23 protein-coding genes and 1 riboswitch are annotated in these 22,815 nt (G+C 45.1%); of the genes, 6 read left to right on the top strand and 17 right to left on the bottom strand.

The genetic code is table 11. The features are described 5' to 3' along the window. Positions 1-169: 169 nt before the first annotated feature. Positions 170-517, top strand: coding sequence for a hypothetical protein (locus AA84_RS0108480; RefSeq protein ID WP_028976851.1), 348 nt, complete (start codon positions 170-172; stop codon positions 515-517). A 177-nt stretch (positions 518-694) separates the two neighbouring features. Continuing rightward, positions 695-1,117, top strand: a complete 423-nt coding sequence (locus AA84_RS0108475; protein ID WP_028976850.1) for a hypothetical protein — start codon at positions 695-697, stop codon at positions 1,115-1,117. Between the two features lie 34 nt (positions 1,118-1,151). Here AA84_RS0108475 and ligD read toward each other — a convergent pair whose 3' ends face one another. The 10 genes from ligD to AA84_RS0108425 form a co-directional block, all read right to left on the bottom strand. Continuing rightward, complete coding sequence (ligD, locus tag AA84_RS0108470; protein ID WP_051577883.1) at positions 1,152-2,069, bottom strand: non-homologous end-joining DNA ligase; 918 nt, start codon at positions 2,067-2,069, stop codon at positions 1,152-1,154. Beyond that, on the bottom strand, positions 2,047-3,018 hold the full coding sequence (locus AA84_RS0108465; protein ID WP_223362575.1) for an ATP-dependent DNA ligase: 972 nt from the start codon (positions 3,016-3,018) through the stop codon (positions 2,047-2,049). Before AA84_RS0108465 ends, ligD begins: the two co-directional genes overlap by 23 nt. Then, positions 3,019-3,840: a non-homologous end joining protein Ku gene (gene ku, locus AA84_RS0108460; RefSeq protein ID WP_028976847.1), complete on the bottom strand. Its 822-nt coding sequence runs from the start codon at positions 3,838-3,840 to the stop codon at positions 3,019-3,021. Positions 3,841-4,833: 993 nt separating this feature from the next. Continuing rightward, positions 4,834-5,358, bottom strand: coding sequence for a metallophosphoesterase family protein (locus AA84_RS0108455; RefSeq protein ID WP_028976846.1), 525 nt, complete (start codon positions 5,356-5,358; stop codon positions 4,834-4,836). Continuing rightward, positions 5,358-5,960, bottom strand: coding sequence for an XTP/dITP diphosphatase (locus AA84_RS0108450; protein ID WP_028976845.1), 603 nt, complete (start codon positions 5,958-5,960; stop codon positions 5,358-5,360). Before AA84_RS0108450 ends, AA84_RS0108455 begins: the two co-directional genes overlap by 1 nt. After that, positions 5,957-6,709, bottom strand: a complete 753-nt coding sequence (gene rph / locus AA84_RS0108445) for a ribonuclease PH (RefSeq protein ID WP_028976844.1) — start codon at positions 6,707-6,709, stop codon at positions 5,957-5,959. Before rph ends, AA84_RS0108450 begins: the two co-directional genes overlap by 4 nt. Before the next feature lie 103 nt (positions 6,710-6,812). Beyond that, a complete protein-coding gene (locus AA84_RS0108440; protein WP_028976843.1) occupies positions 6,813-7,835 on the bottom strand; it encodes a GerMN domain-containing protein in 1,023 nt (340 codons plus the stop codon). 193 nt (positions 7,836-8,028) lie between these two features. Further along, positions 8,029-9,003, bottom strand: a complete 975-nt coding sequence (locus AA84_RS0108435; RefSeq protein WP_028976842.1) for a glycosyltransferase family 2 protein — start codon at positions 9,001-9,003, stop codon at positions 8,029-8,031. A 27-nt stretch (positions 9,004-9,030) separates the two neighbouring features. Continuing rightward, complete coding sequence (locus AA84_RS0108430) at positions 9,031-11,271, bottom strand: ArnT family glycosyltransferase (protein ID WP_028976841.1); 2,241 nt, start codon at positions 11,269-11,271, stop codon at positions 9,031-9,033. A 207-nt stretch (positions 11,272-11,478) separates the two neighbouring features. Beyond that, entirely contained in the window at positions 11,479-13,119 is a 1,641-nt protein-coding gene (locus tag AA84_RS0108425; RefSeq protein WP_028976840.1) for an L-lactate permease, read from the bottom strand. A gap of 214 nt (positions 13,120-13,333) precedes the next feature. Here AA84_RS0108425 and AA84_RS0108420 point away from each other — a divergent pair, with 214 nt between their 5' ends. Next, positions 13,334-13,648 carry a hypothetical protein gene (locus tag AA84_RS0108420; RefSeq protein ID WP_028976839.1) on the top strand — a complete coding sequence of 105 codons (315 nt, stop codon included), beginning with the start codon at positions 13,334-13,336 and terminating at the stop codon, positions 13,646-13,648. Between the two features lie 76 nt (positions 13,649-13,724). On the opposite strand, the gene AA84_RS0108415 is transcribed toward AA84_RS0108420, so the two are convergent. Genes AA84_RS0108415 through AA84_RS0108405 form a run of 4 tightly spaced genes read right to left on the bottom strand, consistent with a single transcriptional unit; the run spans position 13,725 to position 15,289 of the window. Next, positions 13,725-14,318, bottom strand: a complete 594-nt coding sequence (locus AA84_RS0108415; RefSeq protein WP_028976838.1) for a DJ-1/PfpI family protein — start codon at positions 14,316-14,318, stop codon at positions 13,725-13,727. A gap of 45 nt (positions 14,319-14,363) precedes the next feature. After that, positions 14,364-14,546: a ClbS/DfsB family four-helix bundle protein gene (locus tag AA84_RS19385; RefSeq protein WP_081791747.1), complete on the bottom strand. Its 183-nt coding sequence runs from the start codon at positions 14,544-14,546 to the stop codon at positions 14,364-14,366. Further along, positions 14,539-14,793 (bottom strand): ClbS/DfsB family four-helix bundle protein, encoded by a 255-nt coding sequence (locus AA84_RS19380; RefSeq protein WP_081791746.1) that lies wholly within the window; start codon positions 14,791-14,793, stop codon positions 14,539-14,541. The genes AA84_RS19385 and AA84_RS19380 overlap by 8 nt, the downstream gene beginning before the upstream one ends. After that, a complete protein-coding gene (locus AA84_RS0108405) occupies positions 14,774-15,289 on the bottom strand; it encodes a GNAT family N-acetyltransferase (RefSeq protein WP_028976836.1) in 516 nt (171 codons plus the stop codon). Before AA84_RS0108405 ends, AA84_RS19380 begins: the two co-directional genes overlap by 20 nt. 224 nt (positions 15,290-15,513) lie before the next feature. Here AA84_RS0108405 and AA84_RS17455 point away from each other — a divergent pair, with 224 nt between their 5' ends. Both AA84_RS17455 and AA84_RS0108390 read left to right on the top strand, forming a co-directional pair. Beyond that, positions 15,514-16,152, top strand: coding sequence for a restriction endonuclease (locus AA84_RS17455; RefSeq protein WP_051575099.1), 639 nt, complete (start codon positions 15,514-15,516; stop codon positions 16,150-16,152). A 686-nt stretch (positions 16,153-16,838) separates the two neighbouring features. After that, on the top strand, positions 16,839-18,440 hold the full coding sequence (locus tag AA84_RS0108390; protein WP_051575107.1) for an AMP-dependent synthetase/ligase: 1,602 nt from the start codon (positions 16,839-16,841) through the stop codon (positions 18,438-18,440). 210 nt (positions 18,441-18,650) lie between these two features. Here AA84_RS0108390 and AA84_RS0108385 read toward each other — a convergent pair whose 3' ends face one another. Next, positions 18,651-18,875 carry a helix-turn-helix domain-containing protein gene (locus tag AA84_RS0108385; protein WP_010026148.1) on the bottom strand — a complete coding sequence of 75 codons (225 nt, stop codon included), beginning with the start codon at positions 18,873-18,875 and terminating at the stop codon, positions 18,651-18,653. 132 nt (positions 18,876-19,007) lie between these two features. Then, positions 19,008-20,396, bottom strand: coding sequence for a class II fumarate hydratase (gene fumC, locus AA84_RS0108380; RefSeq protein ID WP_028976834.1), 1,389 nt, complete (start codon positions 20,394-20,396; stop codon positions 19,008-19,010). A gap of 220 nt (positions 20,397-20,616) precedes the next feature. Here fumC and AA84_RS0108375 point away from each other — a divergent pair, with 220 nt between their 5' ends. Then, positions 20,617-21,084 (top strand): YslB family protein, encoded by a 468-nt coding sequence (locus AA84_RS0108375; protein ID WP_010026146.1) that lies wholly within the window; start codon positions 20,617-20,619, stop codon positions 21,082-21,084. A gap of 90 nt (positions 21,085-21,174) precedes the next feature. Here AA84_RS0108375 and AA84_RS0108370 read toward each other — a convergent pair whose 3' ends face one another. Then, complete coding sequence (locus tag AA84_RS0108370) at positions 21,175-22,407, bottom strand: aspartate kinase (protein ID WP_028976833.1); 1,233 nt, start codon at positions 22,405-22,407, stop codon at positions 21,175-21,177. A 176-nt stretch (positions 22,408-22,583) separates the two neighbouring features. Further along, positions 22,584-22,783: riboswitch (Lysine riboswitch) on the bottom strand. Positions 22,784-22,815 lie beyond the last annotated feature (32 nt).

Here is a 22,815-nt window from a genome sequence, read left to right as displayed (position 1 = left end):
GCCAGAGCCCCTCCGCTTTGATTCTTGGCCAAGACACTGGGCTATTGGTTTGAAGACAGGGCAAATTCTATACTTTCTTTCCCTGTAAAAAAAAGCAGGAATTCATGGCAGAATCAGCGATGTTCTTCCATATACATGAGATGAAGAGCATAGGTTGGAGGGGTCGAAAATGCTGGATGAACTGAATCAATTGGTTGGGAGAAGCTTCAAGCCGCACGAGTTGGATCATTTATGCGCAAAGATAACAGGAGGAAAACTGGAATTTAAGCGGATGTACTGGGAGGAAATCGCACTCTTGGAAACAATGTCCTATCGCGCGGATTCGGGAATTACGTATGTCATTGACTTCCATCTGGATCAGGATCGAGGCGAATATGACAGTATTTTGAAGGTGCATCATATTGACGTGCTAGGACGTTCCCGTCATGCTGCAAATCATGTGCAACTGTTTGTTTTGCTTCTTGTTGTATTGGTCTGCTCGATAACCATCTATGTCCTTTTTACGCTGTTCAAGTAGGGCAAAGAACTCGTTCATCGCTTAATACATAATCGAATTGGCACAATGAATAGAACATTCTTGCTCCAATCCCGCATTTGGTTCATAATAATGGCAGATATCATTCAAGCATGAGATAAAGGAACGGTTTTTGCATTATTTCGACGTTTCCTTTTTAGCTTTACCGGTTTGGAGGTTTTGAACATTTCAATTGAACCATCGCGTATTGTAAAACTCCCGTATATCAACAGTTTAAAGGAAGATCAACTGATCAAGTCTAAAGTGATCACTCAGAATCATTTTTATTCCTACACGATTAAAGCGAATGAAACCGTTTATCCGAAAACATTCGCACTCAGCAGCAATGTTCCGATTATCGACTACATAGGCATTCATTGTTTTTCAGTATGGATTATCGAACCGCGGCGAATGTTCCTTGAAGGCGACCATGTGATCGCGCAAACAAAGAATCGTCGCCTTTACGCAGGAAAGGGAAAATTATTGACAAGTCATTCGCTTATTCTCAGAAATAATGATGACGTAAACTGCGGCGTGCTCGATTTTGCGGATCTCCACTTTATCGGTCGTTTCGCGCGCGGCATCAGCATGAACCGGCAATAAAAAGATTAATGAACTTAGCGCTGATTCATCGTTTCTAGGAGTGATTGAATCCGTTTTTACGCAGTTTCTTAAGCTGTTCAATAATTGCTAGTAATGGATGATTTCGACACTCAAAATAGTGACGCATTGGATCTATTCCCTGATTAACCCGTTCTAAAACCTTGGCAACGGTGAATGCATTCATATTCAGCGCGGAATCAACCTCGTGCCAAAATAGTGGGACAGCCACCGTTGCCCCTTCTTTGCCACGCGGCGAATAGGGACATATGATGGTTTTGCCTTCAGCATGCTGCACGTAATCCAAATACAGCCGGTTTCGCCGATTTTTCTTTAAACGCTCAATGGTAAACAGCTCCGGAAATCGACCGACCAGAACTTCGGCAATAAATGCGGTAAAAAGGCGTGTTTCTTGATAGTTAAGGCTAAGCCCGATGATCGGCAGATGAATCTGTATGCCGCGACTGCCGGAAAGCTTTGGAAAGCTGACAAGCGACAGCCGCTCAAAAAGCTGCTTCATTTCAAGTGCCGCTCTGATGGCAAGAGGAAAGGCCGTGCGCTCCGGAGGATCAAGATCAAAAACAATTTCTTCAGGATGTGCGACAGCCGCTTTTTGATAGGGAATGTGGTACTCGATGGCCAATTGATTACCGAGCCATAGAAGTGTTTTCGCTGTGTTGCATAAAATGTAGCGGCTTCCCTCCGCTTCGTCCGTCTGAACAAAATCCGGCGCATATTCCGGACACTTTTTTTGAAAAAAAGATGGTCCGGGTACACCATGCGGAAAACGAATGACGGTCAATCGCCGCTTAGCAAGAAATGGCAGCATTAAAGGAGCAACCGTATTTAGATAACGAAGAAACTGCAGTTTATTTACTTGCGGATTTTGCCAAATCATTTTCTCCGGATGTGTGATTTGAAATGCACGTATGTCATTGGAAATTGTTGCCTTCATTACTACCCTCCTCTAGAATGCACCGATGCGGATTTTCATCAACAAATGCCAGAATTCTCGGCTGCCTAAGCGATCCATTCTCGGTCCATTCCTGAAATTCAACCTTCACGGTTAATTTTGGTATCAGCCATGATACTTTTTTTACGTTCTCTGGCTGACGCTCAAAGGGATTGGTCTGACTTTTTAGCAGTTCCGCAAGCCGTGTCACTGCTTGCCAATCTTGGCTCGTCAGCGTCCCGCTGCCCACACGCCCAATATAGATCAATCGATGCTCCAAGTCGTATTGGCCGATAAGTAAGGCGTTTACTCTCCCGTTGCGATAGGTAACCGCACCGACCACAGCGATCAAATCTTCAGTAACTTTTATCTTTCGCCAATTCCCATTTTTTCCGCCAATGCCATAGCGGCTGTTTCTTTTTTTTGAAACAATCCCCTCCATGTGCTTTTCCTTAACACCGGCAAATAAAGCATCTCCGTTATCATAGACTGGGACGAAATGGATCGCGTCTGACAAGGGCAGCCACTGCTGCAACCGTTCGATTCGATCACTTAACGGACAGGAATTCAGCCAATCTCCATTAACGTACAGCAAATCAAAAACCATATAAAAAACGCGTATGCTGTCTGTTGCTTTTGCATGTCCGGTCGGGGTGGTACGGTCGCGTTTCATAATTTCATGAAAAGACGGTCGTCCATGGGGATCAAGCGCAATCACCTCGCCGTCAAGAATGAGCGAGGACGCCGGAGACGCGTGAATACTCGAAACCAGTTCCGGGTAATGAAGCGTCCGTTCATGTTGTCTCCGGTTAAAGAGACGCACTTTCTGCCCGTTGCAGTAGGCTAAAAGGCGCACTCCATCCCATTTCACTTGGTGTACCCAATCCGGACCGTTCGGAATCACATCTGCTCTGATCGGCTCAAACGGTTTAATGGGCTGAAATTCCATCATTTACACCGTTTTCTTGCGCCTTGTTGCCGTTTTTCGTCGCGGCTTCGGTTTTGTTTCTTTGACACTCGCTTCCAGAGCCGACAACAAGTCAACCACATTCGGCTGTGCGGTACGCCCCTTCTTTTTCTCCACCGGCATACCAGCGACCTTATCTTCAATCAGTTTTTCCATTTTCAAACGATAATCATCTTTATAGCGATCCGGTTTAAACGCTGTTGTCAGCTGTTCAATGAGCTGATTTGCAATGGTCATTTCTTTCGGTTCGTTCTCCGTAGTCAGGTCACCGATACCCGGAACCTCTTTAATGCTGCGAACCTCGTCCGGATAATACAGCGTCTCCAAAAGCATACCCTTCTCGAAGCTACGTATCGCGGCGAGATGCTGCTTTGAACGGATAATGATGTTAGCAATCGCTATTTTATCGGAATCATTAATCGCCTGCCGAAGCAATGAAAACGCGCGCAAGCCATTGCCGCTGTCCGGTCCAATGAAATAGGATTTCTCATAATAAATAGGGTCAATCTCACTAAGTTTCACAAAATTAATGATCTCAACATGTTTGTCGGTTTCATCTTGAAGGCTGCTTAGTTCTTCCTCACTGATCGGTACAAACTGCCCCGGCGCGTACTCATAGCCTTTGACAATGGCATCATTTTCAATGGCCTGCCCACATTTCGAGCACGTGCGCGTATAATTGATGGGTGCCATGCAGTCTTTGTGCAGCATTCTCAATCGGATGTCTTTGTTTTCTGTTGCTGTATACAGTTTGATTGGGATATAAACCAGGCCGAATTGTATCGAGCCTTTCCACATTGTTCGCATCATTCAATCACCTCGCTGCTAGTATGTGCGCGAATAGATATACTTAGTGATGCAGAATCAATTTTCCATCGTGAAAAAGAAAAAAGCTTCTCAATTGTATTGAGAAGCGAAAAAGGATGTTACCTATCAGAAACAGAAGGCAATCATATTATATAATTTGGAATTCAAAGGACACAAGTCATTTGCATCAAAAACATAAAAAAATTTGATTCACCTTTAAGAAATATACGACACATGGCTGCGTCGTTGAAGAAAATTTGACGAACCAAGCCTCGGCGCCGGTTAAGTCTTAGTTGTTCTAACATTGCATGCATGGAATTTTTATCCTTTTACAGTGCAAAAAAAAGGATCCAATTAAGGATCCAGAAAAGGGGGTTTGCTTTCACGAGTTACATGTTTAGCTTACCAAAGTATTTTCACAAAAGCTACTATTTTATACAATTTTCTTATTATAATAATAATATTTTTTCGTGAACTTAATTTCTGATCGCATCAGTTGATACTGCTTTTTTCAGAACCACTTCACGCCCCGCCGCGCTTTTTAAAATCTGCGGCAAATAGGGAAATTTGATTGTAGCAAGGTTCCCCAGACGGATCAATGACGCTTTACCAAAGGTTCACCACAAGACAAATGAGTAAAATCCAAAAGGGGATACAAAACACCATTGCCCAAAGTACGCCTTTAAAGAAATGACCATCTTCCATGCAAACACCTCGTTTACTGCGCTTCTCGCAATGAAATCTAGTCGCAGTATAGACAAAACGGTGCCAACAGATACTGTTTAAAAGCCGCATGAAAGAAAAAAAGGCATTTTTGCTCGTTCATCTCCCCATTCAAAAAACGAGAGTCGACATAATATGTACTATCAGTTATCAGAGATGATGACTGATAAACGCCATATGAGTGCCCCTCCTCATCACTCCTATCGACGCGGATACAGCCGCAAAAAAGAGAACCGGATGCGTCAATCCGGCTCTCTTTTTGAATTCACTCTACTTTCTGTTAAGGGAAAACGTCTTTGTAAATGCATCGACCGGCGTTCCATCTAAAGTGAAGTAGGAAACCTGAACGTGATTCTCCCCGGGATCAAGATCAAGGAGTACATAAGTACCCTCCTGATAATTGCGCGGCAAACGCAAACTGCCCGGATTGATCACAACCATTCCCTGTTCTTGGAATGTACCGGCAAAATGGGTGTGACCGAAACAAACGATTTGTGCGCCTGCTTCTTGCGCGCGATAACACAAACGCGCCGGAGACTGACGTACACCAAGCAAGTGTCCATGCGCCACAAGGAAGGTCGTGCCGTCAATTACTTTGACTGCTTCGTTTGGATAGGCACCCGGCAAGTCACAGTTGCCTTCAACAGCAATAAATCCTTCCATTTCTTTCTGATCCGGGTTCAATTCAGAATCACCACAGTGAATCATGAAGTCCACTGTTCCTTTATATTGATCCTTTAACGCTTGAATCTCGCGTGTCCATCCATGCGTATCACTGACAATTAATCCCTTCATCACACCTCACCCGTCCAACTTGTCCAATTTTCCTTCAGAACCCGTAAGGCACGCGCCCGATGGCTGATTTGGTTCTTCTCCGCTTCTCCCATTTCAGCAAAGGTCGCCTGCCGTTCGGGAATCAAAAACAATGGATCGTAGCCAAAGCCTCCCGCGCCGCGGCGTACTGTAGTGATGATCCCGTCACAACGCCCTTCGGCAAATCGTGTTTGATGCTTGGGCCGGCTGAGTGCTAGCACGCAGACAAAATGTGCGGTGCGTTTTTCTTCAGGCACACCCTTTAACTTGTGAAGCAGCCGATCAATATTACGTTCACTGTCTTTCTCCGGACCGGAATAACGCGCGGAGTAAATTCCCGGTTCACCGTTTAATGCATCGACACAGAGCCCTGAGTCATCGGCCAGCGTAATCAGCCCGGTTGCTTTTGCCAACGCCTCTGCCTTCAAAGCTGCATTTTCGCGAAAGGTATGTCCTGTTTCCGGAACATCCGTTGTTACGCCCAGGTCCTTCAAGGAAAGAATTTCTGCGCCAAACCCTTGCAACAAGACTTTGAATTCTTTTATTTTTCCTGGATTGTTTGATGCAATCAATACCTTAGTCATTTGCTCGTCTCCACCTTCGATTCAACGATCAGCTCACCAAGAACGGCTTTTTCCGTTTCAATGAGTTGATGAATCCCTTTTTTCGCAAGACTGAGCAGTGTCGCCAGCTCTTTTTCATTAAACGTCGCTTCTTCACCGGTTCCTTGGATCTCGATGTACTCATCGTGCCCATTCATCACAATATTCATATCAACGTCTGTGGTCGAGTCTTCTTGGTAGCACAGATCAAGAATTGGTCCATAGACAGGGTGAATCCCGACGGACGTTGCTGCCAAATAAGACTTGATTGGCAGTGCGGCGATCTGCTTATGTTCCTTCATTCGTTGAAAGGCAAGAACCATTGCAACAAATGCTCCGGTGATCGATGCCGTTCGCGTCCCCCCATCTGCTTGAATAACGTCGCAATCAATCCAAATGGTTCGTTCGCCTACGGCATCTAAATCAACCACAGAACGGAGTGAACGCCCAATCAGCCGCTGAATTTCCATTGTTCTCCCCGTTACCTTTCCCCGTGACGATTCACGAATGTTCCGCTCTGGTGTCGCCCGAGGAAGCATCGCATACTCTGCAGTAATCCATCCCTTTTTCTTGCCACGCAGGAAAGGCGGCACGCGATCTTCAATCGTTGCATTGCAAATAACCTTTGTGCTGCCTAGGGTAATCAGAACCGACCCTTCCGGATGAATAATAAAGTTAGGCTGAATCGCTACAGATCTCAATTCATCGCTTGCTCTGCTGTCTGGTCTCATAAATCCATTAGCCCCCGTGTCCTCTTTTACTGAGACTCGACTTTATGAAAAAAAGAGGAGCCTCTTTTGCTCCTCTTACTATACCATATTTACTTGAATTAAATTACACGCCGGCAGCATCGACAAATTCTCGAGTGACCGGACCCGACAGTGTTTTTCCCGACTCCAGCATAACTTTAGAAGCCGATCCGATCTGAATTGAAACTTTTTGGATCGCCGGGTCGCCCGTTAAAGTCAGCACGAGGCTGCGAAGCACTTGATCGTTGACGGTTTTTGCTTTTTTATTATCATAAAGTGCATCGTTGAAATGAAGATAAACGGTTCCGTTTGTTAGCTTTGGTTTCTCTGTCAGACGGACATTCGGATCAAGCGGTGAGATGACTTCACTTGCTGAAGGTTCATTAACCAGTGCGTTCACCATACTTGTTACACGATCCTCAGTGACCGCCCTGCGCACCGTTACCGGTACATCATAGGTTTTGCCTTTATTATTGGCGGAAATATAGTAGACCGTCATCGGTTCGCTTCCGGCAATATCTGCAACGTCACCGTAAACTTGATTAATGCCGTTTGCTCGTGTCAGTCCGCTGCCCACCTCCTGTTTACTTGACGGCCATTCAGTAAATGCTTTTCCGTCTACAGTGATGGTTACGGTTTTCACGGCAGGGAACTGGGTTAGCGTCCAGACAATTGATTGAATGGCTTGCTGCTGCCCTCCTGCCGGTGTGTCCAGCAGCGGTTTGGTGAAGTCAGCTGTTGCATTGCCTCTTTGATCAACGGTTACATGATTCACTTCTGTATCAGCGGGCAATGTCGCTTGAAAACCATTTGGGAGCGCATTGGATACAGGGCCGTCACTTACCAAGTAGTTGAGAACCTGTTTTGTTGCCGTATTGCTTTTCGGCAATCCGACAAATTGCGGCGCAAGCAAACCGTTCGCATCCCTCAGATATAAAACACGCTGCGTATATTCTTGCTTTGCAGCAGACTCTGTGAGATCCCGCTTGCTGTTGACATATTTGACACTGCCTGGCTCTTTGTCCGCCACCCCGCCGCATCCGGCAAGTAATGCCATCGACAAAGCCAGTGCTGCGCCTACGCAAACGATCGATGTTCGACGATACATGTTGTACCCTCCTTAATCCCTATGGGTTGTACTAACATGTATACGAGCCATCGAGCCGAATAGACCTTTTGATTCAAAAAAAGATGGCGGTGCATGCTTCACCGCGACGCCCAAATCGAAAGATAAATCAAGCAGAGCATAAAAAACCCCAAGCGGACGTTTACATCTGCTTGAGGGTTTTCGTTCTTTTGAATCAGCCGTGTTTGACACTTGATAGAGCCCGAACGTGCTTTGCTGCTCCGAAACCTTTCGTCTCCCTGATGATATACAGTGGGCGATCTTTCGTTTCATCATAGATTCTGCCGATGTATTCACCAATCACCCCAAGGATAAAAAGTGTAAATCCGCTGAACAAGAGCTGAATGACAATGAGCGAGGTCCATCCAGGCACAGTGCTCGACGTAAACAATTTCATGCCCAGTGCGATGATCATATAAACGAAACCTGCAAAAGAGAGCAGTGCTCCACCATAAGTTGCGAGTTTCAGCGGTTTATATGAAAATGAGGTTAACCCATCGATCGACAGCTTCAGCATTTTCTTCAGCGGATATTTGGTTTCACCTGCCAGCCGTTCATCGCGAATATACTCAACCGCAGTCTGCTTGAATCCGACCCAGCTGACTAATCCGCGGATAAAGCGATTTTTCTCAGGAATACGTTTCATTTCATCACAAACACGACGATCAATTAAGCGAAAATCACCGGTATCGAGCGGAATATCAATATCCGTCGATACACGCAGGATCCGATAAAATAATGCCGCCGTTTTCTTTTTAAAGAAGCTTTCTCCTTTGCGCTCCATCCGTTTCCCGTAGACAACCTCGAAGCCTTCCTTCCATTTCCCAATCATTTGCAAAATCAATTCCGGAGGATCTTGAAGATCTGCATCAATCACCACAATGGCTTGACCCATCGCGTAATCCATGCCTGCCGTAATCGCAATCTGATGACCGAAGTTACGCGAGAATTCAATCACCTTCACATGGGTATCCCCTTCAGAGATATAATTCAGAATCTCTGAAGTTCGGTCACGGCTGCCGTCATTCACGAACAGCAGTTCATAGCTCTCATAAGTGCGGTCCATAACCGTTTTTAGACGCTTGTAAGAATCATAAATAACCTGTTCCTCATTAAATACAGGGACAACAATAGAATACTTTGTCGTCATCAATAGTCCTCCCTTTTGCAAAATAAATCATGATTTCTGATAAACATATAAGTTTGATTGACCTCCTTGACCGTTCTGGCTGCTGTTTGAATTAGTGTCTGACCAGTCGCTTGTCGGCACTTTCTTAAAGTGTTTCTGAATCCAATTGGTTACACTGGAGCTGCTTCCCATGGCTTGACTTTCTGACAAGAGAAAATACTTGATTTCGCCTGCCTTTACCATTTTTTCCAATTTACTTACCGTTAATGCAGGGTCATTTCCGCTAAATCCACCCATGGCCATCACCGCATCGTTCGTTTTCAGCATGATCGAATACGCTGACTGAGCCCGTTCCACGCCAAGAATGTATTTTTCACCGGTATAATGCTTCCGTAGATAGGTCAGCAGTTTTGTATTCACTTGATCACCCATACCACGACGAACGCTTCTCGTCCGAGTTGGCGCTGCTCCAGATTCGTTTGACGGCATCTCGAATCTTGAAGTGCCTGCCTCCTGATTCATTGATGGGGCGCCACCTTCCGCATTGCCGCTTTGAGCTCTGCCCCTTTGACCGCCTCCGTTCATCCCCATACCGCCCATGCCGGTTTGCGTTGACGTTGGGCCGGCAACAGGAATAGAACTGTTGGTCTGATTAAAGGTTGAGGGCAGTGTCCAATACAGTGGTGCAAGCAGCATCACGAAGATACTTGTTCCAACAATAGCAGCTTGAATTTTCCGATCAGTGCTGCGCCAAATCAAACCGATTCCTGTTGTCAGCACGGCGGCAATGATCAGAAGAATGATCCAGAGGGTTGCGATACTGTTCTGATAGAAGATGGCCGCTTCAAACAGCAGGGTCCCGCCAAAGGCGATTGGCAGCAGAAAGCTGCGCCATGAACGGGTCGAGTCGCTAAAATCTCGCCACATATACGTGAAACCAAGTCCTGTTAATGCGGCAATTGGCGGTGCGAGCAAACTTAGATAATAGTGATGGAAGAACCCGGCAATGCTGAAAAAGGCCATCGCCGGTACCAACCAAGCCAACCAGAAAATTGCAAACGCATGCTTCTGATCCAACTTCCGGCGTCGGAGGAAATCGGCGACAACCGCAATCCCGCTGAAGAGTACAAATGGGAGCAGCCAGCTCGCTTGTCCGGATAATGCTTTTGAGAACAAGCGCAGTGGACCGGCATTCCCTGTACCAAACATCCCGCCTTGCCGACCTGCGCCGCGTCCATCGTTCATGCCGCCGGGCGGTATTCCCCCCATTGTTTTTCCTGAGACACTCGGCCCATCGCTTTGTGCACCATTGGCAGGTGTTCCATTCCCTGCGTTGTTTGATCCTCCCGGGCCGCCGTTCAGCGTGCCGGTTGGAGCCGTTCCTCCTGGAGCATGGTTTGCGTTGCCGTTCTGCGTGTCCTTATCGCTAAAAGGCACTTGTTGGGCTTGGCTTGCAGACGATTTTTGTCTGGTCGGCATTTTTCCCGCTCCTGCTCCGCCTTGTTGGCCAGTTAGTCGGGACACGCCATTGTAGCCAAAGGCAAGTTCAAGTACCGAGTTGGTTTGACTGCTGCCAATATAAGGACGTTTGTCTGCCGGAATCGAATCGACAACGACAGCCCATGAGAGCGAAATTGCTGCCAGAACAGCCGTTGCGGCAACAAGATGCATGATTTTTTTCTTCCAATTCACTTTTACCGCAATAAAATAGAATAGATAAATAGCCGGGAGAATCATAAATGCTTCAAGCATTTTCACATTGAAGCCAATGCCAATCATCGCAGCACTGAGCAGCAGCCAGCGCAGCTTCGTTGTTGCTGCGGCTTTGAATACAGCCCAAGCTGCAATCACTAAAGTCAGAATCAAAATACTGTCGACATTGTTGGTTCGGGTAACAGCAATAAAAATCGGCGTTACCGACATTGTAATTCCAGAAATAAAAGCAGCAATTCTCCCAGCCTTTTGTTTGACCATCTGATAGACAATCACAGTTGCGCTCACAGCAGCCAATGCTTCCGGAAGCAGCACGCTGAAATTGCTGAAGCCAAACACTTTTGCACTCAGCGTCTGCAGCCAAAGTGCTACCGGAGGTTTATCTACGGTAATAAACCCTGCTGGATCAAATGAAGCGTAAAAAAAGTTGTGAAAATTTTTCATCATGCTTTTTACCGCAACCGTATAATACGCATTCGTACTTGCCTGACTTAGTAAAAAGAAATTCATAAATAGGGATAGAAGAATGACGCCTAGTAGATAAAAATCGATGCGCTTGTTTTTTAATAAGTTCATGAAAAAATCCTCCTCTGCGTAACCAACATCTCTCGGCTTAGCACCGATCATGACAAATGCTTTGCTTAATGTCAGTATGGCAGTGCATCCTTAAAGAATCCTTAACTTTACAAAAAAACGAAAAAGTGATTTCAAAAAGGGAGTTGCGCAGTCAATGATTGACTTGCGCAACTCCCTTTTGTAGTGATGCATATCCTTAGTTTCAGGTTATGGAATCATCCACTGCAGTACATAGGCCTGCAGAAATGTTATAACTCCGGTAATCGCAACAAATAAAAGGCTGTGCAAAATCGTGAAACGGAACAGACTTCCTTCTTTGCCAACAAGTCCGGTCGCTGCCGTTGCAACAGCGATCGATTGCGGTGAAATCATTTTTGCAGCTACCCCACCGGTTGAGTTGGCGGCGACAAGCAAAGTCGGATCGACACCGATCTGATTCGCCGACACTTTCTGCAAATTAGAAAACAGTGCGTTCGACGAGGTATCCGAACCGGTAAGAAATACACCAATCCAGCCGATAAAAGGTGCGAGGAACGGAAACACCACTCCCGTCGACGCCAAACCGAGGCCAAGCGTCGCACTCATTCCAGAATAATTTTCAATATAAGCAAAACCAAGAACGGAAACAATCATCACCAGAGGGAGTGCGAGCTTTTTAATAGTCAGCCCAAACGTTGCTCCCCACTTTTTCCAGCTGATCCCAATCAAGAATTTACTTAAAACGCATGTAACTAAAATAGCCGTTCCCGTTGCGGCAAGTCCATCAAATTTATAAACCGCACCATAAGGGGTAGCCTGTGTTACAATCGGTTTGACTTGGGCGATCATTTGATCCAAGCCAGGGATCGGAAGAAGTAACGTTGCCTGATTCAGAAACGCTTTGATACGTTCTGAGCCGCCCCAAATGCAGATGACAAGTACGAGCAAAACGAATGGCGACCATGCTTGCACGATTTGCCCCAAACGCTGTTTCGGTTTCCGCTCATCACGATCCACCGACTCCTGCTTCTTTTCGCCTTTAAATCGAAAGATGGTTTTTGGCTGCCAGAATTTTAATAACAAAACAAGACTGACCATGCTCACAATCGCAGAAGTGACATCAGGAAGTTCCGGTCCTAAAAAGTTGGCGGTCAAATATTGGGTACCTGCGAACGAAAGCCCACTGACCAGAATGGCCGGAAACACTTCAAGTGTTCGTTTCCATCCCGACATAATGAAAACCAACCAGAATGGAACAAACAGCGAGAGAAAAGGCACCTGGCGGCCGACCATTTGACTTAGCGAAAGCGTATCAATTCCTGTGACCTGAGCAGAAGTGAGAATGGGAATGCCGACACCTCCGAACGCAACAGGTGCCGTATTAGCGATCAAACACAACCCAGCGGCATAAAAAGGATTAAACCCGAGACCAGCAAGCAATCCGCCGGCAATCGCGACCGGGGTGCCGTACCCTGCCGTTCCTTCCAAGAATGCACCAAAAGAGAAGGCGATCAGCAATGCCTGCAAGCGGCGATCCTCCGTGATTGATGCAATCGAATCGCTGATCACTTGAAATTTTCCTGAAGCGACCGTTAATTCATACAGAAACACGGCAGTAACCACAATCCAGCCAATTGGCCAAAGCCCTTGCAATCCGCCAAGAACCGTTGCTTCGAGTGCAAGGTGCACCGGCATGTGATAGACGACTATTGCTTCAAGAACGGCGACGGCAACCGTCAGAAGTCCAGCTAAATACCCCTTCATTTTCTTAATCGCCAAACACCAGAAAAAAAATAATAACGGAATACAGGCAACAGCAAACGATAAAGCCATGTTCCCCATCGGATTATAATTCTGTGCCCATTGCATCAATCACTTCCCCTTTCTAGAATCAAAATGCCGTTCTGATAAAAAATAAAGCGCTTACATTTGTTGATTTTACACGGAGCTGCGTGCGTTTGCAATATAAATGTGACGATTTTGTGAATTGTATCGCTCGTGTTTTTTTATTCGATTAATGTTTTTTTAAGAAAAGCAGTGTACGCTTATTTTTGAAAAATTGATTGACGAAGAAGGCGCTATTATGGGAATTTCAAGCATTGGAGCATCCGGAACAGCAAAGCAAGTTTCATCTGGACAAGACGTATTGCAAACGATTGAAACACTCAAAAAACAGGAAGAAACCTTGCAAAACGAATTTAAACAGCAAAAATCTGAGAAAGAAAAACAGACGATTGGGCTGCAAATCCAGCAAATCGAGCTGCAGATTCAACGCTTGAAGTCCCGTAATCAACAGACGAACAGTAGTAGCACTTCAAAACCGCTCACGCAAGCAGCATCCACGCAATCTGTTGACGGCGATTTACTGACCATCAGCCAACACAATAATAAGAGCTGAGCAGCGAAAATAAGCCCTAGGTTCCTTCATTCCCCTAGGACTCATTTTCGCTTTTTTTAATCCAGCATTGCACTGCTCATTGATTTGTATTGGAAAATGGATCATGATGTTGATCACTGTTCCAAATATATTCAACAGCGCTTGCTATTGCTTCTGCCCTTGCGATACCAAATTGATCCGCAACAAAACCCAGTGCCAGATCAATGCCGGCGGAAACACCGGATGAAGTATAAAATTTATCATCACTGACCCAGCGGGCGCGGGCTTCCCATTGTACATTTGGGTTAACTTCTCGAGCCCATTCAAATGCGCGTTTATTGGAGGTTGCTTTTCTGCTATCGAGCAGCGTTGTTTTCGCCAGCAGCGCTGAACCGGTACATACGGTCAAACAGTAGGACGATTGTTCTGCCAATCTTTTTAATTGGCTAATAAACAGCTCATCCTCCACCAAAGGTCGTGTCCCTTGACCGCCTGGAATGAGCAGAATCCCGGATTTATCTACGTTCTCAATCGATTCTGTGATGATGGTGCCACTCTGCCTGCTTTCCACCGGTCCACCATCCATCGAACAGTAATGCAGGGCATACTCAGGAATACGGCCCAGCACTTCAACCGGTCCGAAAGCATCTAACGTCTCAAAATCAGGAAATAAAAGAAGATTAATATCCATGAATGATTACTCCTTTATTTAACGCGTCTATTCTCATCTTATAGTCTAAACGTTTCTCTTCCACTTTCTGATTTTTGCTCTAAAGCTTTTGAACGGAGCAACTGAATTAATATGAATCCACTTCCACATCGGCCAATTGGCATTCGTTTCCGTCCACATTCTCACACCTGGTTGGAACCGTTCTTTATCATTCAGACCCTGAACCCAGGAGCACCATGCGTCAACCATTCCTGCAAATTGTGCAGGCAATCATTTCTTGAGGCGTCCGATCGACCGGATCAAGCCGTTTATCTTTCATCGCTTCAGCAACCTCATCAAACTCGCTGATAAACAGTTGCGCCGTTTTTTGAATTTCAGCAATCAGCGCTTCTTTGGTTTCATAGTTTTGCATGAGATCCACCCAGATTCTTCCATCGAAAAGCGTTCGATCAGGAATAATTGCATCCGCTTCCATATCATGAATCACTTCGCTCATCTAGCCGTTTGCTTAAGAGAAACAGTTCACCGTATTTTCCCATCACCCTCGTTCCATAATCGATGTACCCTACTTTTTCATAAACATGTTGGGCAATCGTATTTTTATGATTTACCGCTAAAATAACCTCAGTTGTAGCTGGAAAATGGACATTGATGAATGCGTCCAGAACGCACAGCGCTTTTGATGCTATTCCCTTTCCTTGAAAATCAGCGTTCACAGAAAAAGCCCTTAAAAGCAACGCCCGTCGATTTTGACTATACGGTTTCACACCGTTCCAACCATGAAGCACGAAAAATCCGGCTGGTTTATGATGATACAAAATGACAATAGGATGCCTCTCTGAGTCATGTTCACATGCAATGATTGAATCCATAGGCATCCCGCTGTACATGACCTGTTCATCAGTCAGATGGTAATGCCTAAGTTCCTCTTTATATTGCTGATTATAAAATGCTAATGCAACTCTGCCCTCATTCTCTTTCAATTGATCCATAGTTTACCTTCCCGGTTTGTCATCAATCGTTTCTTCTACTACAATGAGTATTATATTTTTTAATACATTTATTAATTTTTATTTTAACAATAATTCCTGTTTTTGAGTTCATTATTTTCTTTCAAAGACAGCGTTTATGGATCTAGAAGATATTGTTTGTTCCTTCAGATATAAAGTGGATAGAGCCACTTTAATAAATAAAATCAATGAAGGGGAAGAAATAAGTGAACCAACGTCAGAGAAAAAATATTATTGAACTTGTACGAATCAGCTTGTTACTTTTTTGTGTTGGATACGTTTTATTAAACCGTTTAAGTATACCGTACTTAATTGCTAGTATTGTTATCCCGCAGGTCATTGCATGGTTATTAGGAACGATTCTACCAAAAGCAACGTCACCCACAGATAAGCGAAACAAGCAGTCCATCAAATCTAGCCGCCCCAAAAAAATATCTTCCAAAAAATTATCGTACACTGAATTAATGACTGAGAAGATTGATAACTTATCCGGTGAAGATTTTGAAAAGCTGGTCTACTACTATTTCAAAGATAAAAAATTCAAACCGCAGCTCACTGAAAAAAGTGGTGATCACGGGGTCGACTTAGTCATTGAAGATCCAAACGATGGATTGAAAATTGCGGTGCAATGTAAACGCTGGAAAAATAACGTTGGAAATGGCGATTTAATCAAGCTGCATGGTGGGAAAAGATTTTATAAATGTCAAAAGTCACTTTTTATAACAACAAGTTTTTACACGCCTAAAGCAAAGGAATTCGCTAGTGAATGCAACATTGATACTTGGAATGGGCTACAAGTACAATCCAAAATTGATGGCTGGCGGAAAAGAAAAAATAATATTTAGCGAAACAAGAGTGCGTCTATTAGTTCTGATGTGATTATTTTGAACGATCATTACCGCACTTGCGAGCAGTCTATGTCTAAGCTATTAAACGATAGGGTACTAATCGCGTGATGTTGATGAATTCTCGAACCAACTAAAAAGTGCTAGAAATAGTGACTAAAGAGAAAAGGATGGTTAGAAATCACCATCCTTTTTTGCTATCTTTATCGTTGATTTTCCACCGTTCAGCTTCGCTAAATCGCTTAACCATTCGATCGTCAATAATAGAGTCTCCCTTTTTGTACTCCTTACAAAAGATAGTGCATACAAATCCGTTCTATCGCCAAAGATCCATTCAAAAACTAATTGCTGGCTATTTTTAGGCGGCGATGCCCTCAACAACTAAATTCTGATTTCATTCAAATGCTCAACCGGAGTATCCGTAATAACAATTAAGCATCTCAATTGTTATTAATTGAAACTATCCATAAAAAATCAACGTATTTAGAGAGGAGATTAAAAATTCTCAATTTATGTGATCAATCCAATGTTTTCGATGTGCTTAAGAGCAAACCGACTTGCGCAGTTGGATGAACAATTGGCTGAGAAAAATTGCTGAAAGATCATAAATGACGAAAAGGTGAAGGGGCTCTCATTTGAAAACAAAACCGTTGAACAACGCCACACGGTATACTAATTTTCGAGAAATGATTTACGCAAGTGCAAAGAAATTCAGAAAAAAGACTGCCTTCCAAATAAAGATTAGAAGCGGGAGCTACCGATACGTGAGTTATGCTCAATTTAAACAGGGGTACAGGGCGGTAGGCACACATTTTCTAAATCTCGGCTTGCACGGTAAGCGAATCGCAGTCATCGGTAAAAACAGCTACGCATGGGTGCTGCACTATGCGTGTGCCGCTACGGTCGGTGTGGCGGTTCCAATCGATCGTGAACTGTCACCTGAAGATATGCATCAATTCATTGTCAGTGCCGACTGTGCCGCGATATGTGCGGACAAGGAGATCCTCGAACAATTAAGACCACTCATCAGCAGTCAACGATTACTTTTGCCTTTGCAGGATACCCTGCCAGCGATAGCTGCAGATGATACGCGCATTGACACAGTTCCGATTGCTGAAGATGAAATGAGTGTGCTTATTTTCACTTCAGGCACTTCAGGAAAGCCAAAAGGTGTGTGCCTTTCTCAAAGGAATATTTGCGCGAATATTTTTGCGACTTCACAAATCGTAAAAATCACGTCACGCGACAAAACACTTTCAATCCTGCCACTATGTCATACGTACGAATGCACATTGGATTGCTTGCTTATTCTTTCACGTGGTGCCTGCATTGCTTACGCCGACAGCCTGAATGCGATACGCCGCAATATTCTTGAATATCGGCCAACGCTTCTCGTCGTCGTTCCTGCGCTATTGCAACTTTTAGACAAGCGGATTCAAGCGGCTATCGCAAAAAATAGTCCGGCAAAGTATCAAGCAAAGCTCAAAACATCGTCACTCTCAATGGCGCTTCGAGACTTACCTGCGCTTGTAAGAATGGCAATTCGTCGAAAAGTGAAGAAATCGCTTGGGGGCAAAATTCATACATGCATTGTCGGCGGGGCAGATCTTCCCTCTGCTGTGGTCGAGGATTTTCTAGCACTTGGCATCAGAGCTTTACAGGGCTATGGGCTTACGGAAACAGCTCCTCTTTTGGCGGGTAACAATGATTTTTATTTCAATGCTAAATCAACTGGTGTTGCGGTCCCCGGCGTCGAATTGATGATCGACAGCCCCAATGAATCCGGTGTCGGCGAAATTCTTGCCAAAGGCGACAATATCATGCTCGGTTACTTTAACGATCCGGAGGCTACGGCCAACACATTCTGCAACGGTTATTTTCGGACAGGTGATTTAGGATTCATCGCTGAGGACGGCGCCCTGTATATCAAAGGGCGCATGAAGAATGTCATTGTCACAGCTAATGGCAAAAACATTTATCCGGAGGAATTAGAGGCACGCCTGTTAGAAAAAGAAACGATCAGTGAAGCACTTATTCTTACGGGGAACGATCGTAACGGAAGTATTTGCGTGAGGGCCAAAATATTCCCGAATTTAGATTGCGTCACCGAATTGGTCGGCCATCTGCCTGCCAAAGAAGAATTACAGGCGATGATAAAATCAATTATCGATGACGTGAACAACAAAATGCCAAATTATAAACACATCCGTATGTTTGAAATTCTGGAAAACGAGTTTGAGAAAACAACGACAAGAAAAATCAGACGATGCGGCATGAATCTCGTTTGATCGAATCCGGCAAACAAAGCGCATGCTATGAGGACAGCACGCCGCTTACAGAAAAGCAAGGCTAATGCCCGTATTTAAATAGATAAAGTTCATCGCACCATCATTTATCAGAGAGCTTTTTAGCGCTGTCCCCTATTATACGCTAAAAAGTTCTCTATTTATTTTTAAATAAAAAACAACAGCCGGCCCTTATTCAGGAACCGGCAGCTGCTATAATTTGAGTTCTCCGAGTCTCAAAAGTTCGACAACCGCTTGGGAGCGTCCCTTCACACCTAATTTCTGCATGGTGTTCGAGATATGGTTCCGAACTGTTTTTTCACTGATGAAGAGTTCTTTTGCTATGTCGCGTGTTGTCTTGTCTTGAACGAGAAGTTCGAAAACTTCTCGTTCTCTCTTCGTCAGCAATGGTTTTGGACGGTGGTATTCTTCTTTCAAATTTCCCCCTCCTTGCTCAGCAGAAGAGCGGGCGGGAAAGGCTTTTAGTCACTTACAGTTTATGACGTGAGGCACGATGCGTGCGCAGATTGATTATTTTACGCAAAGTTACATGAAACGTTCTTGGGACGATTATTGGTGCGGGTGAACCATCTGCTCCGGTTTAACCAGTGCATCAAAAGCTTCACCGCTTAAAATGCCCAGTTTAATTGCCGCATCGCGAAGGCTGATCCCCTCTCGATGGGCTAATTTAGAAATTTTCGCCGCTTTTTCATAGCCGATCTTCGGATTAAGCGCAGTGACCAGCATTAAAGAATGATGCAGAAAATAATCGATTTGTTCTTTGTTTACCTTGATTCCTGCAGCGCAATGAGCGGCAAAGGAATGCATCACATCACCAAGCAGTTTCGTGGATTGGAGAAAATTATAGCCAATCACCGGTTTAAATACATTGAGCTCAAAATTGCCTTGACTCGCTGCAAAACCGATTGCCGCATCGTTTCCCATGACTTGAACAGCAACCATCGTTACGGCTTCGGCTTGTGTCGGATTGACCTTTCCTGGCATAATCGAGCTGCCCGGTTCATTCGCTGGAATTTCCAATTCGCCAAGTCCGCAGCGCGGTCCGCTCGCCAGCCAGCGCACATCATTGGCGATCTTCATCAAATCAGCCGCAAGTGCCTTTAATGCGCCGTGAGCGGCAACGACGGCATCATGACTGGTCAAGGCGTGAAACTTGTTCGCAGAAGCGTGGAATTTCTTGCCTGTAATTGTACTGATTTCCTCAGCAGCCTGGTCGCCAAATGATGCCGGTGCGTTCAGTCCGGTGCCTACCGCTGTTCCGCCGATCGCCAAACTCTTCAAATGATCAAGCGTATTTTCGATCAGCACCTTTGACTCCTTCAGCATGTACGCCCATCCACTGATTTCCTGTCCTACGGTCAGAGGCACTGCATCTTGAAGATGGGTACGGCCAATTTTCACGATGTCGCTGAATTCTGCGGCTTTTTGATCCAGAATGGTTTGCAGTTCATCCAGTGCAGGAAGGACATGGTCTTCAACCGCTTGAACAGCAGCGATATGTAAAGCCGTAGGAAATGTATCATTGGAGCTTTGTGCTTTGTTTACATCATCATTGGGGTGTACGTGCTGATCAATCCCTTTTGCCTTAAGAAGCTGACTGGCACGATTGGCCAGCACTTCATTCATATTCATATTTGACTGGGTTCCGCTTCCGGTTTGCCACACAACAAGGGGAAACTCTTCATCCCACTTTCCGTCAATCACTTCATCTGCTGCTTCCGCAATGGCTTCGGCTTTATCCGAATCTAGAAGCGTAAGCTTTTGATTGGCAATCGCCGCTGCTTTTTTCAGGATTGCGAAGGCTCGGACGATTTCCAGCGGCATTTTTTCCCATCCGATCTTAAAATGATCCTTGCTTCTTTGCGTTTGTGCAGCCCACAGACGTTCTGCAGGGACGCTCACTTCACCCAAAGTATCATGCTCCACTCGATCGTTCATTCATCTCTCAATCCTTTCTTGTTACTGTCTTTAGTTTTGCACATTCGGCTGATTTTGTGAATCATTTCTTGACATGTGCTTGATTGTGAAACACAATTTAGAAGTTCTCCCCCTAAAAGAAAAAGACGAGAACATCATAAAAAATAAACTGTGCAGCGCATCATTCTTTCATAGTGAAACAGCGAAAAGACCGTTATAATAGTTTGTGGAGGGATAGAAGATGACGAGAAATGAAACCTGTCCACAGCCGGAGCACTACGGTGACGCGACCGTACCGGCTTTTGGTTATGAATTGATTCGAAATTTATTAATTCCAGAACTTCTGAACAAGGAAACTGCTCCAATCTTGTACTGGTCCGGTCGTAAGCTCGCCAGACGGTATCCACTCGAAAATGAGCAGCAAATCATCGACTTTTTTACTCGCGCCGGATGGGGGCATTTGCAGCAAGTCAGTCAATCAAAAAATAAAACGACGTTTGAATGCAGCTCCGCACTTGTTGAAGCGCGGATTAAGGATTTCCCAAACACAGACAGCTTTTCACTTGAATCCGGATTTATTGCTGAACAAATCCAGCATCAAACCGGCTGCGTCGCGGAAACCTATATGGAAGTGAAAAATGGTCGTCAAAAAAAGATTGTTTTTCAAGTGAAATGGGATGCAAAGGATCATGTACATAACAATGAATGATCTGTTGCTTCCAAAAACAATCAAAATCCCCCGAGAATGGGTCACATCCTCGGGGGATTATTTGCATCGAATCGTTTCATTGTATTCAGATCAAAGGCTGACCGACTCTTCCTCCGACAAGTGGAAGGTTTCATGAAGTGTGTCAAGCGCTTCAATCAACTTGGCCTCATCAATGATTGTTGAGACTTTGATCTCCGATGTGCTGATCATTTTAATCTTAATCTTTTGGCTGGCGAGCGCATGGAACATTTCTGCTGCAACCCCTGGGTTAGAGGCCATGCCTGAGCCGACGATCGACAACTTGGCCAATTCCGATTCATAGATCAGCTGCTGATAGCCCAGTTCTTTTTCGCTTCCACGGAGAACATCCAATGTCTCTTCCAGAAGTTCATGATCAACGGTAAAAGACAGGTTTGTTCGCGCTTCATCAAGCACATTCTGCACAATGACGTCGATATTGATCTTTTTATCTGCAATTGTATCAAAAACGCGCGAGACCGCCGACACATTATTCGGCAGTCCAAGCAATGTCACTTTGGTAACATTTTTTTCAAAAGCGAGTCCACGAACCGACTTACTCGTTTCCATTGATACTTCCTCCTTAATGACCGTGCCTTCCTCATCGGTAAATGAGGAGCACACGACGAGTTCAAGATGACTGTTTTTTGCGTACTCAACCGCCCGCGGATGAAGGACGCCCGCTCCAAGGTAAGCCATCTCGAGCATCTCATCGTAACTGATTTCCTTAAGTTTTCGCGCCTTTTTCACGAAGCGCGGATCGGTCGTGAAGACACCGGTCACATCTGTGTATATTTCACAGCGCTTCGCAGCGAATGCTTCGGCAATCGCTACTGCCGATGTGTCTGAACCGCCGCGGCCCAATGTTGTAATGTCGCCAGTTTCGGTGACGCCTTGAAAACCTGCGATGATGATGATTGAGCCTTCATTTAATTGTGGACGGATCAGGGAGGTGTCAATCGATGCAATCCGTGCATTTTCGTGAACCGCTTCCGTCTTGATTCCAGCCTGCCAACCCGTGTATGAGATCGCTTTATGGCCGCGTTCGTTCAGCACCATTGACAGTAAAGCAATGGTCACCTGTTCACCCGTTGACAAAAGCACATCCATTTCCCGTGTTGACGGCCGATCAGAAATCTCGCCGGCCATAGAGACCAACTGATCGGTTGTTTTCCCCATGGCAGAAACAACCACGATCACTTGATCGCCGGCTTCTTTTTTCTTAATGACTTTATCCGCTACCTTCTGCAGCCGTTCCACCGATGCGACGGAGGTTCCGCCAAATTTCATTACTGTTAAAGCCACCTAAACTCGCTCCTTTAAACGCTGACCGGCATTTTTCATTTCGCTTTTCCGGATCCTCTCTCAAGAAGCTTTGGGATCTCTCTGATAAGCGATGACTCCTTATTCATCAAGATCTGCAGTGACAAAAAGAACAGCGAGAAAATCCCCGCTGTTGAACAGTCAATCGTTTTTCAACATGCTGAGATAGTTCTCCACACTACTTCGTCAAGGCAATAGCCCCTTCAAGTGTGACAGCTCTGCATTTATTCAATGCAGGTCCAGCCCGGAACGGACATGAATCCGTTCCCGCTTCGGCAGACTTCCCTTCCGGACGCGTTCATAAAAGTTCATGCTTCTCGCGCGGCCTACTGATGAAGACTGCTCCTCTATCACTTCAGATATTTGAAAAATTAAGTTATGGAAATTATA

Origin of the sequence: Sporolactobacillus terrae DSM 11697 (assembly GCF_000648615.1) — a bacterium.
GTDB lineage: Bacteria > Bacillota > Bacilli > Bacillales > Sporolactobacillaceae > Sporolactobacillus > Sporolactobacillus terrae.
Note: the sequence above shows the minus strand (reverse complement) of the source record. Positions and strands in the feature narration are given on the sequence as shown.

Bases quoted from the DNA above. Each gene is read 5' to 3' on its own strand.
- AA84_RS19385 (WP_081791747.1), bottom strand. From the start codon at position 14,546: ATGGTTGACGCATGGTGCTCCTGGGTTCAGGGTCTGAATGATAAAGAA.
- AA84_RS0108415 (WP_028976838.1), bottom strand. From the start codon at position 14,318: ATGGATATTAATCTTCTTTTATTTCCTGATTTTGAGACGTTAGATGCT.
- AA84_RS0108480 (WP_028976851.1), top strand. From the start codon at position 170: ATGCTGGATGAACTGAATCAATTGGTTGGGAGAAGCTTCAAGCCGCAC.
- AA84_RS0108405 (WP_028976836.1), bottom strand. From the start codon at position 15,289: ATGGATCAATTGAAAGAGAATGAGGGCAGAGTTGCATTAGCATTTTAT.
- AA84_RS0108450 (WP_028976845.1), bottom strand. From the start codon at position 5,960: ATGACTAAGGTATTGATTGCATCAAACAATCCAGGAAAAATAAAAGAA.
- AA84_RS0108420 (WP_028976839.1), top strand. From the start codon at position 13,334: ATGGGAATTTCAAGCATTGGAGCATCCGGAACAGCAAAGCAAGTTTCA.
- AA84_RS0108440 (WP_028976843.1), bottom strand. From the start codon at position 7,835: ATGTATCGTCGAACATCGATCGTTTGCGTAGGCGCAGCACTGGCTTTG.
- AA84_RS0108375 (WP_010026146.1), top strand. From the start codon at position 20,617: ATGACGAGAAATGAAACCTGTCCACAGCCGGAGCACTACGGTGACGCG.
- AA84_RS0108425 (WP_028976840.1), bottom strand. From the start codon at position 13,119: ATGCAATGGGCACAGAATTATAATCCGATGGGGAACATGGCTTTATCG.
- AA84_RS0108455 (WP_028976846.1), bottom strand. From the start codon at position 5,358: ATGAAGGGATTAATTGTCAGTGATACGCATGGATGGACACGCGAGATT.
- AA84_RS19380 (WP_081791746.1), bottom strand. From the start codon at position 14,793: ATGAGCGAAGTGATTCATGATATGGAAGCGGATGCAATTATTCCTGAT.
- AA84_RS0108435 (WP_028976842.1), bottom strand. From the start codon at position 9,003: ATGACGACAAAGTATTCTATTGTTGTCCCTGTATTTAATGAGGAACAG.
- AA84_RS0108465 (WP_223362575.1), bottom strand. From the start codon at position 3,018: ATGATGGAATTTCAGCCCATTAAACCGTTTGAGCCGATCAGAGCAGAT.
- rph (WP_028976844.1), bottom strand. From the start codon at position 6,709: ATGAGACCAGACAGCAGAGCAAGCGATGAATTGAGATCTGTAGCGATT.
- AA84_RS0108430 (WP_028976841.1), bottom strand. From the start codon at position 11,271: ATGAACTTATTAAAAAACAAGCGCATCGATTTTTATCTACTAGGCGTC.
- ku (WP_028976847.1), bottom strand. From the start codon at position 3,840: ATGCGAACAATGTGGAAAGGCTCGATACAATTCGGCCTGGTTTATATC.
- fumC (WP_028976834.1), bottom strand. From the start codon at position 20,396: ATGAACGATCGAGTGGAGCATGATACTTTGGGTGAAGTGAGCGTCCCT.
- AA84_RS0108390 (WP_051575107.1), top strand. From the start codon at position 16,839: ATGATTTACGCAAGTGCAAAGAAATTCAGAAAAAAGACTGCCTTCCAA.
- ligD (WP_051577883.1), bottom strand. From the start codon at position 2,069: ATGAAGGCAACAATTTCCAATGACATACGTGCATTTCAAATCACACAT.